General features: G+C 68.1%; 14 protein-coding genes and 3 tRNA genes. 2 read left to right on the top strand and 15 right to left on the bottom strand.

Going from position 1 to position 14,808, the window contains the following annotated elements; all coding sequences use genetic code 11:
- Positions 1–71 precede the first annotated feature (71 nt).
- The 9 genes from rpoB to ABZU99_RS14270 all read right to left on the bottom strand — a co-directional run bounded on the left by rpoB (position 72) and on the right by ABZU99_RS14270 (position 9,331).
- Positions 72–3,554: a DNA-directed RNA polymerase subunit beta gene (rpoB, locus tag ABZU99_RS14310; RefSeq protein WP_355940275.1), complete on the bottom strand. Its 3,483-nt coding sequence runs from the start codon at positions 3,552–3,554 to the stop codon at positions 72–74.
- A 585-nt stretch (positions 3,555–4,139) separates the two neighbouring features.
- Positions 4,140–4,529, bottom strand: coding sequence for a 50S ribosomal protein L7/L12 (rplL, locus tag ABZU99_RS14305; protein ID WP_355940272.1), 390 nt, complete (start codon positions 4,527–4,529; stop codon positions 4,140–4,142).
- A gap of 116 nt (positions 4,530–4,645) precedes the next feature.
- The gene (gene rplJ / locus ABZU99_RS14300) at positions 4,646–5,176 is read right to left on the bottom strand and encodes a 50S ribosomal protein L10 (RefSeq protein WP_355940269.1); all 531 of its coding nucleotides are present in this window, start codon (positions 5,174–5,176) and stop codon (positions 4,646–4,648) included.
- Between the two features lie 276 nt (positions 5,177–5,452).
- Entirely contained in the window at positions 5,453–6,334 is an 882-nt protein-coding gene (locus ABZU99_RS14295) for a hypothetical protein (RefSeq protein ID WP_355940266.1), read from the bottom strand.
- Positions 6,335–6,462: 128 nt separating this feature from the next.
- Positions 6,463–7,182 carry a 50S ribosomal protein L1 gene (gene rplA / locus ABZU99_RS14290; protein WP_355940263.1) on the bottom strand — a complete coding sequence of 240 codons (720 nt, stop codon included), beginning with the start codon at positions 7,180–7,182 and terminating at the stop codon, positions 6,463–6,465.
- Between the two features lie 142 nt (positions 7,183–7,324).
- Positions 7,325–7,759 carry a 50S ribosomal protein L11 gene (gene rplK, locus ABZU99_RS14285; RefSeq protein ID WP_030412999.1) on the bottom strand — a complete coding sequence of 145 codons (435 nt, stop codon included), beginning with the start codon at positions 7,757–7,759 and terminating at the stop codon, positions 7,325–7,327.
- A 173-nt stretch (positions 7,760–7,932) separates the two neighbouring features.
- Positions 7,933–8,778 carry a transcription termination/antitermination protein NusG gene (gene nusG / locus ABZU99_RS14280; protein ID WP_355940260.1) on the bottom strand — a complete coding sequence of 282 codons (846 nt, stop codon included), beginning with the start codon at positions 8,776–8,778 and terminating at the stop codon, positions 7,933–7,935.
- An 81-nt stretch (positions 8,779–8,859) separates the two neighbouring features.
- Positions 8,860–9,150 (bottom strand): preprotein translocase subunit SecE, encoded by a 291-nt coding sequence (secE, locus tag ABZU99_RS14275; protein ID WP_355940258.1) that lies wholly within the window; start codon positions 9,148–9,150, stop codon positions 8,860–8,862.
- Between the two features lie 108 nt (positions 9,151–9,258).
- Positions 9,259–9,331 (bottom strand) — tRNA-Trp (locus ABZU99_RS14270).
- Between the two features lie 181 nt (positions 9,332–9,512).
- On the opposite strand from ABZU99_RS14270, the gene ABZU99_RS14265 reads away from it, so the two are divergent.
- Together ABZU99_RS14265 and ABZU99_RS14260 are read left to right on the top strand one after the other, a co-directional pair.
- Positions 9,513–10,751, top strand: coding sequence for a pyridoxal phosphate-dependent aminotransferase (locus ABZU99_RS14265; protein WP_356042984.1), 1,239 nt, complete (start codon positions 9,513–9,515; stop codon positions 10,749–10,751).
- A gap of 144 nt (positions 10,752–10,895) precedes the next feature.
- A complete protein-coding gene (locus ABZU99_RS14260) occupies positions 10,896–11,915 on the top strand; it encodes an adenosine deaminase (protein ID WP_356043361.1) in 1,020 nt (339 codons plus the stop codon).
- Between the two features lie 101 nt (positions 11,916–12,016).
- On the opposite strand, the gene ABZU99_RS14255 is transcribed toward ABZU99_RS14260, so the two are convergent.
- From ABZU99_RS14255 to ABZU99_RS14230, 6 genes are all read right to left on the bottom strand, one after another.
- Complete coding sequence (locus ABZU99_RS14255; RefSeq protein ID WP_356043358.1) at positions 12,017–13,123, bottom strand: UDP-N-acetylmuramate dehydrogenase; 1,107 nt, start codon at positions 13,121–13,123, stop codon at positions 12,017–12,019.
- 96 nt (positions 13,124–13,219) lie between these two features.
- The gene (locus ABZU99_RS14250; protein ID WP_355940250.1) at positions 13,220–13,651 is read right to left on the bottom strand and encodes a MaoC/PaaZ C-terminal domain-containing protein; all 432 of its coding nucleotides are present in this window, start codon (positions 13,649–13,651) and stop codon (positions 13,220–13,222) included.
- Complete coding sequence (locus tag ABZU99_RS14245; RefSeq protein ID WP_355940247.1) at positions 13,651–14,112, bottom strand: MaoC family dehydratase N-terminal domain-containing protein; 462 nt, start codon at positions 14,110–14,112, stop codon at positions 13,651–13,653. The genes ABZU99_RS14250 and ABZU99_RS14245 overlap by 1 nt, the downstream gene beginning before the upstream one ends.
- A gap of 92 nt (positions 14,113–14,204) precedes the next feature.
- Positions 14,205–14,369 (bottom strand): 50S ribosomal protein L33, encoded by a 165-nt coding sequence (gene rpmG / locus ABZU99_RS14240; RefSeq protein ID WP_355940244.1) that lies wholly within the window; start codon positions 14,367–14,369, stop codon positions 14,205–14,207.
- A gap of 85 nt (positions 14,370–14,454) precedes the next feature.
- A tRNA-Met gene (locus ABZU99_RS14235) sits at positions 14,455–14,527 on the bottom strand.
- Between the two features lie 57 nt (positions 14,528–14,584).
- Positions 14,585–14,657, bottom strand: a tRNA-Thr gene (locus ABZU99_RS14230).
- Positions 14,658–14,808 lie beyond the last annotated feature (151 nt).

Here is a 14,808-nt window from a genome sequence, read left to right as displayed (position 1 = left end):
GTCTTCGGGTCTGACTGGGGGTCCGGGGAGAGGCCGGGACGGATGCGTACGTACCGCCCCGGCCAGACCCGTCAGACCTCTTCGACGCTGCTCGGCTCGCGCCGGGACAGGTCGATACCGAGCTCCTCCGCAGCGCGGAAGACGTCCTCGTCGGTGTCGCGCATCTCGATGGACATGCCGTCCGAGGACAGCACCTCCACGTTGAGGCACAGGGACTGCATCTCCTTGATGAGCACCTTGAAGGACTCGGGGATGCCGGGCTCGGGAATGTTCTCGCCCTTGACGATGGCCTCGTAGACCTTCACGCGGCCGGTGACATCGTCGGACTTGATGGTCAGCAGCTCCTGGAGGGCGTACGCGGCGCCATAAGCCTCCAGCGCCCACACCTCCATCTCTCCGAAGCGCTGGCCGCCGAACTGAGCCTTACCACCCAGCGGCTGCTGGGTGATCATCGAGTACGGACCGGTGGAGCGGGCGTGCAGCTTGTCGTCCACCAGGTGGTGCAGCTTGAGGATGTACATGTAGCCGACCGAGATCGGCTCCGGGAACGGCTCGCCGGAGCGGCCGTCGAAGAGCCGGGCCTTGCCGGACGGCTGGACCAGGCGGTTGCCGTCGCGGTTCGGGATCGTCGACTCGAAGAGACCGGCGATCTCGTCCTCACGGGCGCCGTCGAAGACCGGGGTCGCGACGTTGGTGCCGGGCTGGACCTCGTCCGCGCCGATCGCCTGCAGCCGCTGCATCCAGTCCTCGGAGCCCTCGACCTTCCAGCCTCGGGAGGCCAGCCAGCCGAGGTGGATCTCCAGGACCTGTCCCGGGTTCATTCGGGACGGGACACCCAGCGGGTTGAGGATGATGTCGACCGGGGTGCCGTCCTCCAGGAACGGCATGTCCTCGACCGGCAGGATCTTGGAGATGACACCCTTGTTGCCGTGACGGCCGGCGAGCTTGTCACCGTCGGTGATCTTGCGCTTCTGCGCCACGTAGACGCGGACCAGCTGGTTCACGCCGGGCGGCAGCTCGTCGCCCTCCTCGCGGTCGAAGACGCGCACGCCGATGACCTTGCCGATCTCGCCGTGCGGCACCTTCAGCGAGGTGTCACGGACCTCACGGGCCTTCTCACCGAAGATCGCGCGCAGCAGCCGCTCCTCCGGGGTCAGCTCGGTCTCACCCTTCGGGGTGACCTTGCCGACCAGGATGTCTCCGGCCACGACCTCGGCGCCGATGCGGATGATGCCGCGCTCGTCGAGGTCGGCCAGGACCTCCTCGGACACGTTCGGGATGTCCCGGGTGATCTCCTCGGGGCCGAGCTTGGTGTCACGGGCGTCGACCTCGTGCTCCTCGATGTGGATCGAGGAGAGGACGTCGTCCTGCACCAGCCGCTGGCTGAGGATGATCGCGTCCTCGTAGTTGTGGCCTTCCCACGGCATGAACGCCACGAGCAGGTTCTTGCCGAGCGCCATCTCGCCGTCCTCGGTGGACGGGCCGTCGGCCAGCACCTGGCCGGTGATGACGCGGGCGCCCTCGTCCACGACCACCTTCTGGTTGAAGGAGGTGCCCTGGTTGGAGCGGGAGAACTTGGCGACGCGGTAGGTGGTGTACGTGCCGTCGTCGTTGGCCACCGTGACGTAGTCGGCGGAGACCTCCTGGACGACACCGTCCTTCTCGGCCTTGATGACATCGCCGGCGTCGACCGCGCAGCGGTACTCCATGCCGGTGCCGACCAGCGGGGACTCCGCCTTGATCAGCGGCACGGCCTGGCGCATCATGTTCGAGCCCATGAGCGCGCGGTTGGCGTCGTCGTGCTCGAGGAAGGGGATCATGGCGGTCGCGACCGACACCATCTGGCGCGGCGAGACGTCCATGTAGTCGACCTCGGAGCCCGGGACGTAGTCGACCTCACCGCCGCGGCGGCGGACCAGCACGCGGGACTCGGCGTAGGTGTTGTCCTCGGCCAGCGGCGCGTTCGCCTGGGCGATGACGAAGCGGTCCTCCTCATCGGCGGTGAGGAAGTCCACCTGGTCGGTCACGACACCCTCGACGACCTTGCGGTACGGGGTCTCGACGAAGCCGAACGCGTTGACCCGGCCGTAGGAGGCGAGCGAGCCGATCAGACCGATGTTCGGGCCTTCCGGCGTCTCGATCGGGCACATGCGGCCGTAGTGCGAGGGGTGCACGTCACGGACCTCGAAGCCGGCCCGCTCACGGCTCAGACCACCCGGGCCCAGCGCCGACAGACGGCGCTTGTGGGTCAGGCCCGACAGCGGGTTGGTCTGGTCCATGAACTGGGACAGCTGGCTGGTGCCGAAGAACTCCTTGATGGAGGCGACGACCGGCCGGATGTTGATCAGGGTCTGCGGCGTGATCGCCTCGACGTCCTGGGTGGTCATCCGCTCGCGGACGACGCGCTCCATACGGGCCAGACCGGTACGGACCTGGTTCTGGATGAGCTCGCCGACGTTACGCAGACGACGGTTGCCGAAGTGGTCGATGTCGTCGGTCTCGACGACGATCGTGCTGCCGTTCTCCCCGGCCGTCTCGGTCTCACCGGCGTGCAGCTTGACCAGGTACTTGATGGTCGCGATGACATCGTCGGTGGTCAGCACGCCGGCGTCGAGCGGCTGGTCGGCGCCGAGCTTCTTGTTGACCTTGTAGCGGCCGACCTTGGCCAGGTCGTAGCGCTTCGGGTTGAAGTAGAGGTTCTCCAGCAGCGTCTGCGCGGCCTCACGCGTCGGCGGCTCGCCCGGACGCAGCTTGCGGTAGATGTCGAGCAGCGCGTCGTCCTGGCCCTGGGTGTGGTCCTTCTCCAGGGTGGCGCGCATGGACTCGTACTCGCCGAACTCCTCGAGGATCTGCTCGGTGGTCCAGCCGAGCGCCTTGAGCAGGACGGTGACGGACTGCTTACGCTTACGGTCGATACGCACACCGACCATGTCGCGCTTGTCGATCTCCATCTCCAGCCAGGCACCCCGGGACGGGATGATCTTGGCCGAGAAGATGTCCTTGTCGGACGTCTTGTCGATCGAGGAGTCGAAGTAGACACCGGGGGAACGGACCAACTGCGAGACGACGACACGCTCGGTGCCGTTGATGCAGAAGGTGCCCTTCGGGGTCATGAGCGGGAAGTCGCCCATGAAGACCGTCTGGGACTTGATCTCACCGGTCTCGTTGTTGGTGAACTCGGCCGTGACGAAGAGCGGCGCGGCGTAGGTGAAGTCGCGCTCCTTGCACTCGTCGATCGAGTTCTTCGGGGGCTCGAAGCGGTGATCACGGAAGGTCAGGGACATCGACCCGGAGAAGTCCTCGATCGGGGAGATCTCCTCGAAGATCTCTTCCAGACCGGACTTGGTGGGGACGTCCTGACCGCTGTCCAGCGCAGCCTCGACGCGAGCCTTCCAGGCGGCATTGCCGAGCAGCCAATCGAAGCTCTCGGTCTGCAGCGCAAGGAGGTTCGGAACCTCGAGAGGCTCCTTGATCTTCGCAAAGGAGATGCGCAGCGGGGCGGTGCTGGCGCCATTGTTCGTATTGGCAGTCGAGGCGTTGCGCGAGGCGGCCAAGAGGGGGTCCTTCCGAGGGCTCGGACTCACTACGCGCGTACCGGTCCCCTCTGGAGCCCATGGATGGAATCCCTGGTCAGGGCGGTTCCATCGGCAGTGCTCTCAGGTGGGTATGCCCCTGGTGACGGGCAGGGAGCAGCTAACAGGCAGCGCAAAGGGTCAGTGTAGCCCCCTGGCACACTGATGTCCAGCGCCGAGTTTCTGAGACCGGCAGCGCCAATCTCTCCCTCCGGTGAGGGGCCTCGCCCCTCGTTGTCCTACACGCCCTTGTCGGCAGCCCTGCGCTCGAAGCGCATATCGATACTGCCCGCTTCGCCGACGATCCATGCCTCGGACTTACGGATCGGTGTGACGTCGCGTCCTGAGAATTGCGCGCTGCGTGCCGTTCGTCAAGGCCCCCCACTCCGGCGAGATCGTCACAGGGCGTGGCGACGGGCAACGAAGATCACCATACCTGCCGGAACCCGGAAGACGGTGTAGCCGTCCCAGGAACACCGAAGGGCGACCACCCCAACGGGTGATCGCCCTCGCGGAGCCCGGCCTCACCGTCGTGCGCCTACCGGCGCGTGGCGGGGGCCGAAAAGGTCACTTGACCTCGACGGAGGCGCCGGCGCCCTTGAGGGACTCGGCGGCCTTGTCGGCCTGCTCCTTGTTGACCTTCTCGAGGACCGGCTTCGGGGTGCCGTCGACGAGGTCCTTGGCCTCCTTCAGACCCAGGGAGGTCAGCTCACGCACGACCTTGATGACCTGGATCTTCTTGTCGCCGGCGCCGGTGAGGATGACGTCGAACTCGTCCTTCTCCTCCGGGGCCTCGGCGGCAGCGCCACCGGCGGCACCACCGGCGACGACGACCGGGGCGGCCGCGGCGGCGGTGACGTCGAACTTCTCCTCGAAGGCCTTCACGAACTCGGAGAGCTCGATGAGGGTCATCCCCTCGAACTGCGCGAGCAGGTCTTCCTGGCTGAGCTTCGCCATGGTGGCGGTCCTTCCACTAATTCGGCGGGTGCCGGATGTGCATGAATGGCGGGCGTACGTCGGCCCGCTGCGACCCTTGCCGCGCTCAGGCGGTGAGGATCAGAAAGCGAGCCGAATTACTCGGCACCGCCCTGCTCGGCCTGCTTGGCACGGAGCGCGTCCACGGTGCGGACGAGCTTCGAGGGCAGCGCCTGGAAGACGGAGGCAGCCTGGGACTGCTTCGCCTTGAAGGCACCGGCCAGCTTGCTGAGCAGAACCTCGCGGGACTCGAGGTCCGCAAGCTTCTTGATCTCGTCGGCGGACAGCGCCTTGCCGTCAAGGACACCGCCCTTGATCACGAGAGCGGGGTTCTCCTTGGCGAAGTCACGGAGACCCTTCGCCGCCTCGACCGGGTCACCGGTCACGAAGGCGACGGCCGACGAACCCGCGAACAGGTCGTCGAGCTGGTTGATCCCGGCCTCGTTGGCTGCGATCTTGGTCAGCGTGTTCTTCACCACACGGTACTGAGCGTTCTCACCGAGCGAACGACGCAGCTCCTTGAGCTGCGCAACGGTGAGACCGGTGTACGCGGTCACAACGGCGGCGTTGGAGGTACGGAACTTCTCCCGCATCTCCTCGACGGCTTCGACCTTGTCAGGACTCGCCATGAGCCTCGGCCTCCTTCCGGGTGATGAGGACCGCTTCGGCCTGAAGGAAGGAGACTGAACAACACGAAAACGCCCCGGCGCAGGCGCACGGGGCGTGACTCGACCGGCCGGGCCCAGGGCCCGCTCGGGAGTTGCAACCACAGTCACCTACGCAGGTCGTCCGCGGCTAGCGGATCCTTCAGCCACCGCGCCCCCTTGCGGAGACACAGCGACAACCAGCGGTCTTTGGCTTCTGCAGAAGACTACGCGAACGGGCCGCGGCCAGGCAAATCGGCCCTACTGCTGGGGCGCCAGCTGCTGGAAGTCCATGGTGTCCGAGGAGGCCGGCTCCTGGACCGAGACCGTGGTGCCGTAGTCCGAGTAGAAGACCGTCGAGTCATAGGCTCCGTTGTTGCTCTGGGCCTGCTCACGCTTCTTGACCAGCAGGTTCTTGCCGTCGATCCACAGGTCGATGGTCTCGGTGTCCATGCCGGAGGTCTCCAGCTGCTTCTGCAGCGCGTCCAGCTCCGACTGGCTCAGGTCCTTGGACTGCATCTTGGCGATCTCGGAGACCTTGACCGTGCCCGTGTAGTGGGTGGCCTTGACGCCCCGCACGTCCTCCGAGCCGACGCTCTTGACCTTGCCCGTGGCGAGCAGCAGCTGCACCGAGCGCGACGGGTTGTTGTTCTGCATCTGGTCCTTGAGGAACGCGCCCGAGGGGCCCGCCTGCTTGACCAGCGCGTCGTAGTCGTACTTGATCCAGTGCTTGCCGTGGCCCGCCTGCGCGGCGAACTCGGGGCCCATGTTCATGAACATCGCGTCGGGGGTGTACCGCGCCTGCAGGGGCTTGCCCTCGACCGGCGAGGAGGCGACCGCCCCGCCCTTCTGCGTGATGGTCATGTTGGCCCGGATGCCGTCGGCCCAGTCCATGTCGCCGGACATCTCGGAGCTGCCCTGACCCATCTGCGTGGTGCCCTCGACCTTGGCCGAGTGCTGTGCGTCCGTACGCTCCGAAGCGAGCTTCAGCGCGGACAGCGGGGACCCCAGCGACTGGCCCGCCTTGTCGCCCGCCTTGTCGTCACCACCGGACTTCTCGCTCCCGCACGCGGTGAGGCCGACCATGAGAACGACGCCACCGGCTGCTATCGCGCAACGCATACCGAACTGAGTACCGCGCACGGCTCCCCCTTATTTAACTAGCTTTTACGTCTGGCGAGACTCTAGCGGAGATGCGCCGGCGCACATGCGCCGGGCCCCGCACCTCATACAGGAGATGCGGGGCCCGGCGGCTACGGTTCCAGCCCGGCTCAGACGGCCTCTTCCTCGACCAGCAGGTTGCGGGTGCGGTTGGCGTCCAGCGGGATGCCGGGGCCCATCGTGGTGGTCAGGACCGCCTTCTTGATGTAGCGGCCCTTCGCGGCGGACGGCTTGAGACGGTTGATCTCCTCGAGCGCCGCGGCGTAGTTCTCCACCAGCTGCGCCTCTTCGAACGACACCTTGCCGATGATGAAGTGCAGGTTGGCGTGCTTGTCGACGCGGAACTCGATCTTGCCGCCCTTGATTTCCGTGACGGCCTTGGCCACGTCCGGGGTGACGGTGCCGGTCTTCGGGTTCGGCATCAGACCACGCGGACCGAGCACCCGGCCCAGACGGCCGACCTTGCCCATGAGGTCCGGGGTGGCGACGACGGCGTCGAAGTCCAGGCGGCCCTTGGACACCTCGTCGATGAGCTCGTCGGAGCCGACGATGTCGGCGCCGGCGGCCTCCGCGGCCGCAGCACGGTCACCGGTCGCGAAGACCAGGACCCGGGCGGTCTTACCGGTGCCGTGCGGCAGGTTCACGGTGCCGCGGACCATCTGGTCGGCCTTGCGCGGGTCGACGCCCAGACGCATGGCGACCTCGACGGTCGCGTCGAACTTGCTGGTGGAGGTGTCCTTCGCCAGACGGACGGCCTCGAGCGGGGCGTAGGCACGCTCCCGGTCGATCTTGGCGTCCGCAGCGCGGAGGGTCTTGCTGCGCTTGCTCACTGCTGCTCCTGATGTGTGTGGAGTTCGTGGTCCGGGCCAGCGCGTGGCCCTCCCACGGAGGTGCTACGAGGGCGTGTCGGCCCTCGTAGGGGGGAGTGTCGGCCCTCGTACGGGGGAGTGTCAGCCCTCGTACGGGGGAGTGTCAGCCCTCGACCGTGATGCCCATGGAACGGGCGGTGCCGGCGATGATCTTCTCGGCGGCGTCCAGGTCGTTGGCGTTCAGGTCGGGCATCTTGGTGGTGGCGATGTCGCGGACCTGGTCGCGGGTGATCTTGGCGACCTTGGTCTTGTGCGGCTCGCCGGAGCCCTTCTCCACGCCCGCGGCCTTGAGGATCAGCTTGGCGGCCGGGGGAGTCTTGGTCACGAAGGTGAAGGAACGGTCCTCGTAGACCGTGATCTCCACCGGCACGACCATGCCGCGCTGCGACTCGGTCGCGGCGTTGTAGGCCTTGCAGAACTCCATGATGTTGACGCCGTGCTGGCCCAGCGCGGGGCCGACCGGCGGAGCCGGGTTAGCGGCGCCGGCCTGGATCTGGAGCTTGATCAGCCCCGTGACCTTCTTCTTCTTGGGAGGCATGCTCTCTCCGGGTCCTTGTGAGAGGTATTTCGCCTCCGGTCCGGATCATCCGGATGGAGGCATACCGCACAACGATAACGGGTATAGCTGTGCGCCTTAAAACCGAGCAGGTCAGACCGGCCGCAAGGGGCCCGTCTGACCTGCTCGGAAGCGTCCGTACGACTGCGTCGCCGTCAGTTCTTCTGGATCTGGTCGAAGCTCAGCTCGACCGGGGTCTCGCGGCCGAAGATCTCGACCAGGCCCTTGACCTTCTTCGAGTCGGCGTTGATCTCGTTGATCGTCGCCTGGAGCGTCGCGAACGGGCCGTCGGTGACCGTGACCGAGTCGCCCACCTCGAAGTCCAGTACCTGGACCTCGACCTTGCGGCTCGGCGCCGGCGCGCCACCCTCCTCGGCGGCGGCCTTGGCGGCCCTCTCCTCGGCCTCGGGGGCGAGCATCTTGACGATCTCGTCCAGGGTCAGCGGGTACGGGTCGTAGGCGTTGCCCACGAAGCCGGTGACGCCCGGGGTGTTACGGACGACGCCCCACGACTCGTTCGTCAGATCCATGCGCACCAGCACATAGCCGGGGAGCTTGTTCTGGCGGACGTTCTTGCGCTCGCCGTTCTTGATCTGGACGATCTCTTCCTCGGGGACCTCGGCCTGGTAGATGAACTCCTCGACGTTCAGCGAGACGGCACGCTGCTCCAGGTTGGCCTTCACGCGCTTCTCGTAGCCCGCGTAGGTGTGGATCACGTACCACTCGCCGGGCAGCCCGCGCAGCTCCTCGCGCAGGGCCTCGACCGGGTCGACCGTGGCCTCTTCGGCCTCCGCGGCCGCTTCCTCGGCACCGGCCTCGTCGGCCTCTACGGCCTCGATGGCAGCCTCGTCCTCGACGTGGACCGCTTCCTTCTCTGCGGGCTCGCCCGCCGCGGCGTCGGCTGCTTCAGCCTGGTCGGAATCCGCCGCCTCGACGATGTCGAGCTCGTCCTCACGGGACTCGACGGGCTCGGCGGCGTCGTTCAGGTTCGGGTCAGACACGGTGGCTGCTTCTTCCTGGCTTCAAGGGGTGGAACGTGCGAAGAGGCGACGCCATGACAGCGGCCGCCCATTCGCGGGGTCTCAGCCAAAGACGTACTTGATGGCGTTGTTAAACCCATAGTCAATCACGGTCACGATGCCGATCATGATCAGAACAAAGACGATCACCACACTGGTGTACGTCGACAACTGGCTGCGAGTGGGCCAGACGACCTTGCGCAGCTCAGCGATGATCTGTCGGTAGAAAAGCGCGAGGCGGCCGAAGGGCCCCTTCTTCGCGCGCTTGCCACCACGGCGGCCCTTCTTGGTCGCCACCTCGTCCTCAGGACGACCGCTCTCAGGCGTCGCGGTGGAGCCCAGGGCTTCCGTCACTCATCCTCACCTGAATCCGGGTCGTGGCCGTGCCGCGTCCGGCCCGGCCGCACAGCGGTGCTTGTCCTTGCGTACGCATGCACGCACCCTGAACCTCAGTGCGTGTAGCAGGGCCGGAGGGACTTGAACCCCCAACCGCTGGTTTTGGAGACCAGTGCTCTACCAATTGAGCTACGACCCTTCGCGGCACCCCCAACCTACCGCATCCACCCGGCTGCACGGAGTGTGCGGGGCGGAACGGCTGCTGAGCGGCCAACGACGCATGAGTGTACGTGCTTGTCGGCCGGGCGTCGAACGAGAAGCGCCCGAAGGTGCCGTAAACCCACCTGCCGCCCACTTCCCCGGTCTGCGACGATGCACATATGACCGCTGTTACTCCCCCAGTACAGTCCCCGACCGACCGGCGGGTGTCGGCCCGCATCGGCTCCATCTCCGAGTCCGCCACCCTTGCCGTCGACGCGAAGGCCAAGGCCCTCAAGGCCGCCGGCCGCCCGGTGATCGGCTTCGGCGCCGGTGAGCCGGACTTCCCCACGCCCGACTACATCGTCGAGGCCGCGGTGGCCGCGTGCCGCGATCCCAAGTACCACCGCTACACCCCGGCCGGCGGACTGCCCGAGCTCAAGGCGGCGATCGCCGCGAAGACCCTGCGGGACAGCGGCTACGAGGTCGAGGCGGCCCAGGTCCTGGTGACCAACGGCGGCAAGCAGGCGATCTACGAGGCGTTCGCCGCGATCCTGGACCCGGGCGACGAGGTCATCGTCCCCGCTCCCTACTGGACCACCTACCCGGAGTCGATCCGGCTGGCCGGCGGCGTCCCGGTGGACGTCGTGGCCGACGAGACGACCGGCTACCGCGTCTCCGTGGAGCAGCTGGAGGCGGCCCGCACCGAGCACACCAAGGTGCTGCTCTTCGTCTCCCCGTCGAACCCCACCGGGGCGGTCTACTCCCGCGAGCAGATCGAGGAGATCGGGCGCTGGGCGGCCGAGCACGGGCTGTGGGTGCTGACCGACGAGATCTACGAGCACCTGGTCTACGGCGACGCCCAGTTCCACTCGCTGCCGGTCGTGGTGCCCGAGCTGCGTGACAAGTGCGTCGTGGTCAACGGGGTCGCCAAGACGTACGCGATGACCGGCTGGCGGGTGGGCTGGGTCATCGGTCCCAAGGATGTGGTGAAGGCCGCGACCAACCTGCAGTCGCACGCCACCTCCAATGTGAGCAATGTCGCTCAGGCCGCCGCGCTCGCCGCCGTCTCCGCCGACCTGGACGCCGTCGCGAAGATGCGCGAGGCGTTCGACCGCCGGCGCCGCACGATCGTGCGCATGCTGAACGAGATCGGCGGCGTGGAGTGCCCGGAGCCGGAGGGCGCGTTCTACGCGTACCCGTCGGTGAAGGGGCTGATCGGCAAGGAGATCCGCGGCAGGCGGCCGCAGAACAGCGTCGAGCTCGCCGGGCTGATCCTGGAGGAGGCCGAGGTCGCGGTGGTGCCGGGTGAGGCCTTCGGCACGCCGGGCTATCTGCGGCTCTCCTACGCGCTGGGCGACGAGGACCTCGTCGAGGGGGTCTCGCGGCTCCAGAAGCTGCTGGGCGAGGCGCGCGACTGACCCGCCGCCCATACGACAGCGGGCGCCCGGCCGAGGCCGGGCGCCCGCTGTCGTATCCGGCCGGCGCATCCGGCCCGGATTCCTGTGCGGGCAAGCCCACGTTCGGTGAAAGCGGTACCGGAGGGTCCGGACGTACGGCAGTATCTGCAGATGGCACGCGATGTACATCTGCTCCCCAAGGCGCATCTGCATCTCCACTTCACCGGTTCCATGCGCCCCGGGACGCTCCTCGAACTCGCCGACAAGTACGGCGTCCATCTGCCCGAGGCGCTGAGCGGCGGCGAGCCGCCGAGACTGCGCGCCACCGACGAGCGCGGCTGGTTCCGCTTCCAGCGGCTGTACGACATCGCACGGTCCTGTCTGCGGGAGCCCGACGACATCCGGCGGCTGGTGCGCGAGGCCGCCGAGGAGGATGTGCGCGACGGCGCCCGGTGGCTGGAGATCCAGGTCGACCCCACCTCGTACGCCCCCCGGCTCGGCGGGCTGATCCCGGCGCTGGAGATCATCCTGGACGCGGTCGAGACCGCCTCCCGCGACACCGGGCTCGGGATGCGGGTGCTGGTCGCCGCCAACCGGATGAAGCACCCGCTGGAGGCGCGCACCCTGGCCCGGCTCGCCGTGCGCTACGCGGACCGCGGCGTCGTCGGCTTCGGCCTCTCCAACGACGAGCGGCGCGGCTTCGCCCGCGACTTCGACCGCGCCTTCGCCATCGCCCGGGACGGCGGGCTGCTGGCGGCGCCGCACGGCGGTGAGCTCTCGGGTCCGGCCAGCGTGCGCGACTGCCTGGACGACCTCGGCGCGGCGCGGGTCGGCCACGGGGTGCGCGCGGCCGAGGACCCGCGGCTGCTCGCCCGGCTCGCCGACCGCGGGGTGACCTGCGAGGTGTGCCCGGCGTCCAACGTGGCGCTCGGCGTCTACGAGAAGCCCGAGGACGTACCGCTGCGAACGCTGTACGACGCGGGGGTGCCGATGGCGCTGGGCGCCGACGACCCGCTGCTCTTCGGATCACGGCTGGCGGCGCAGTACGAGCTGGCGCGCGAACACCACGACTTCAAAGACGCCGAACTGGCCGAGCTGGCGCGGCAGTCGGTGCGTGGCTCAGCCGCTCCGGAAGACGTACGGCGGAAGCTGCTGGCGGGGATCGACGAGTGGCTGGCGGACTGAGACGCCCATGTCCCGCGCGAAGTACGCCACCGGCAAGGGGCTGGCGGGGATCGACGAGTGGCTGGCGGACTGAGACCCCGTACGGACTTCCGTAGGTGATCTCAGAGGCTCACGCCCACCGTCACCGGCTCGTTGACCAGCGTCACCCCGAACGCCTCCTCGACCCCCGCCACCACCTCGCGGGCGAGCGCCAGCAGATCCTCGGTCGTGGCCTCGCCCCGGTTGGTGAGCGCGAGGGTGTGCTTGGTGGAGATGCGGGCCGGGCCGGCGCCGTAGCCCTTGGTGAAGCCCGCCTTGTCGATCAGCCAGGCGGCGGAGGTCTTGATGTACCCCTCCCCCGCCGGGAAGGCGGGCGGCGCGGTGTCCGGCCCGAGGCGCTCGGCGACCCGGGCGAGGAAGGCGGCGTACGCGTCCTGCGTCAGCACCGGGTTGGTGAAGAAGGACCCCGCCGACCAGGTGTCGTGGTCCTCGGGGTCGAGCACCATGCCCTTGCCCGCGCGGAGGCCCAGGACCGTCTCGCGGGCGATGGCGGCGGGCACCCGGTCCCCCACCCCGACGCCGAGGACCCGGGCGGTCTCGGCGTACCGGACCGGCGCGGAGAGCCCGTCCGCGTCCTCCAGCTCGAAGCGGACCCGCAGCACCACATGGCGGTCCGGGTCGGCCTTGAAGCGGCTGTGGCGGTAGGAGAAGGCGCAGTCGGCGTTCGGGATCGTGACGATCTCGTCGGCGCGTCGGTCGTAGGCGACCACCTCGGTGATCGTGGTGGCGACCTCCTGACCGTACGCGCCGACGTTCTGTATCGGGGTCGCACCGGCGGAGCCGGGGATGCCGGCCAGGCATTCGATCCCGGCCAGCCCCGCCTCGACGGTGCGGGCCACGGCGGCCGACCAGTTCTCGCCCGCGGCGAGCTCCAGGCGGGTCCCGTCGAGGGTGAGGCCGCTGGTCGCGATGTGCAGGACGGTGCCGTCGAAGCCCTTGTCGGCGATGACGAGATTGGAGCCGCCGCCGATCACCAGCAGCGGGGTGCCGGTCGCGTCGGCCTCCCGGACGGCGGCGACCACCTCGTCGTCGGTGGTGGCCCTGATCAGCCGGGTCGCCGGTCCGCCGAGGCGGAACGTGGTGAGCGGGGCGAGGGGGGCGTCGTGGAGTTCCTGCACGCGCTCAAGAGTACGGGTGCGCCCCCTGGGCCCTGTCCGTGGCCCGGGCACGGCGATGGGGGCAGCCACGAGGCCATGGGGGACGGCCTCGGGGCGGCCGGCCCCGGTACGGTCCGGGGGCGGGCGGCACCTCGTACGGGAGTGGGCTCAGGCGAGCCGGACCACGGCGCGGGCCCTGCCCAGCACCTTCTGGCCGGCGCTCGTGGCCGTGATGTCGAGGCGCACCGTACGGGCCTCGTCGTCCTTGGCGGCGACCTTGGCGGCGATCTCGACGACCGCGCCCTTGTCGTCGTTCGGGACGGCCACCGGCTTGGTGAAGCGGACGCCGAATTCGACGAGGGCCCCGGGGTCACCGATCCAGTCGGTCACCACACGGCCCGCCTCCGCCATGGTGAACATGCCGTGCGCGATGACGTCGGGGAGCCCGACCTCCTTGGCGAACTTCTCGTTCCAGTGGATCGGGTTGAAGTCACCCGACGCGCCCGCGTACCGCACGAGGCCGGCGCGGGTCACCCGGAACTCGCGCAGCGGCACCTCGGTGCCGACCTCCACGTCGTCGTATCCGACCTTGGCCGCCATCAGCTCTCCTCCGTGTCGGCCGCGCGGGCGACCAGCGTCGTGAAGGACGTCACCACATGATCACCCGCTCCGTCGTGCACATCGCCGCGGACGGACAGGACGTCGTTGCCGGCCAGCGACTTGATCGAGTCGATGGTCGAGGTGACCGTCAGCTGGTCACCCGCCCGTACCGGCCGGGTGTACTCGAACCGCTGATCGCCGTGGACCACCCGGCTGTAGTCGAGCCCCAGCTGCGGGTCCTCGACGACCTGCCGGCCCGCCGCCTTGAAGGTGATGGCGAAGACGAAGGTCGGCGGGGCGATCACATCGGGGTAGCCGAGCGCGCGTGCCGCCTCGGGGTCGGTGTAGACCGGGTGGGGGTCGCCGATCGCCTCGGCGAATTCGCGGATCTTCTCCCGGCCGACCTCATACGGGGCGGTGGGCGGGTAGCTCCGCCCCACGAACGACTGGTCGAGCGCCATCGCCTCGCACCTCCTGCGATCGAATTACCAACGAACCAACGAAACGAGGCCGCCCCCCGCGAGTGGGGGCGGCCTCGAATCAGAGCTTATTGCTATCGCGTCTCGCGGTGCGCGGTGTGCGCGTTGCAACGCGGGCAGTACTTCTTGAGCTCAAGACGATCCGGGTCGTTGCGCCGGTTCTTCTTGGTGATGTAGTTCCGCTCCTTGCACTCCACGCAGGCCAGCGTGATCTTCGGGCGGACGTCGGTGGCAGCCACGTGAGTGCTCCTTGACGAACGGATGGGGATTAACGCAGAAAGAGTAGCCGATCGAAGGACCGACCCCGCAATCGGCTACTGTCAGTAGCGGTGACCGGACTTGAACCGGTGACACAGCGATTATGAGCCGCTTGCTCTACCGACTGAGCTACACCGCTGTGATGCGAGGGACCTCCCGTACGACTTTAACTCGAACGGGAAGCCTCACACATCAGAGCCCCAATACGGAATCGAACCGTAGACCTTCTCCTTACCATGGAGACGCTCTGCCGACTGAGCTATTGGGGCGAGCGATGAAGACATTACACGGTCGACCGCCGAAGGTGAAATCCGTATCGGCGCCCTGTCACCGGTGGCTCAGGCACCACACCGGTACGACTATTGGGCTCCTCCGCGAAGCCGCCCCCACCGCGTCCTAGGCTCGGATCGCGCCGCGCGA

The sequence above is a fragment of the Streptomyces sp. NPDC005266 genome, assembly GCF_040607655.1.
Taxonomy (GTDB): Bacteria; Actinomycetota; Actinomycetes; order Streptomycetales; family Streptomycetaceae; genus Streptomyces.
This window is presented reverse-complemented; position numbering and strand designations above follow the sequence as displayed.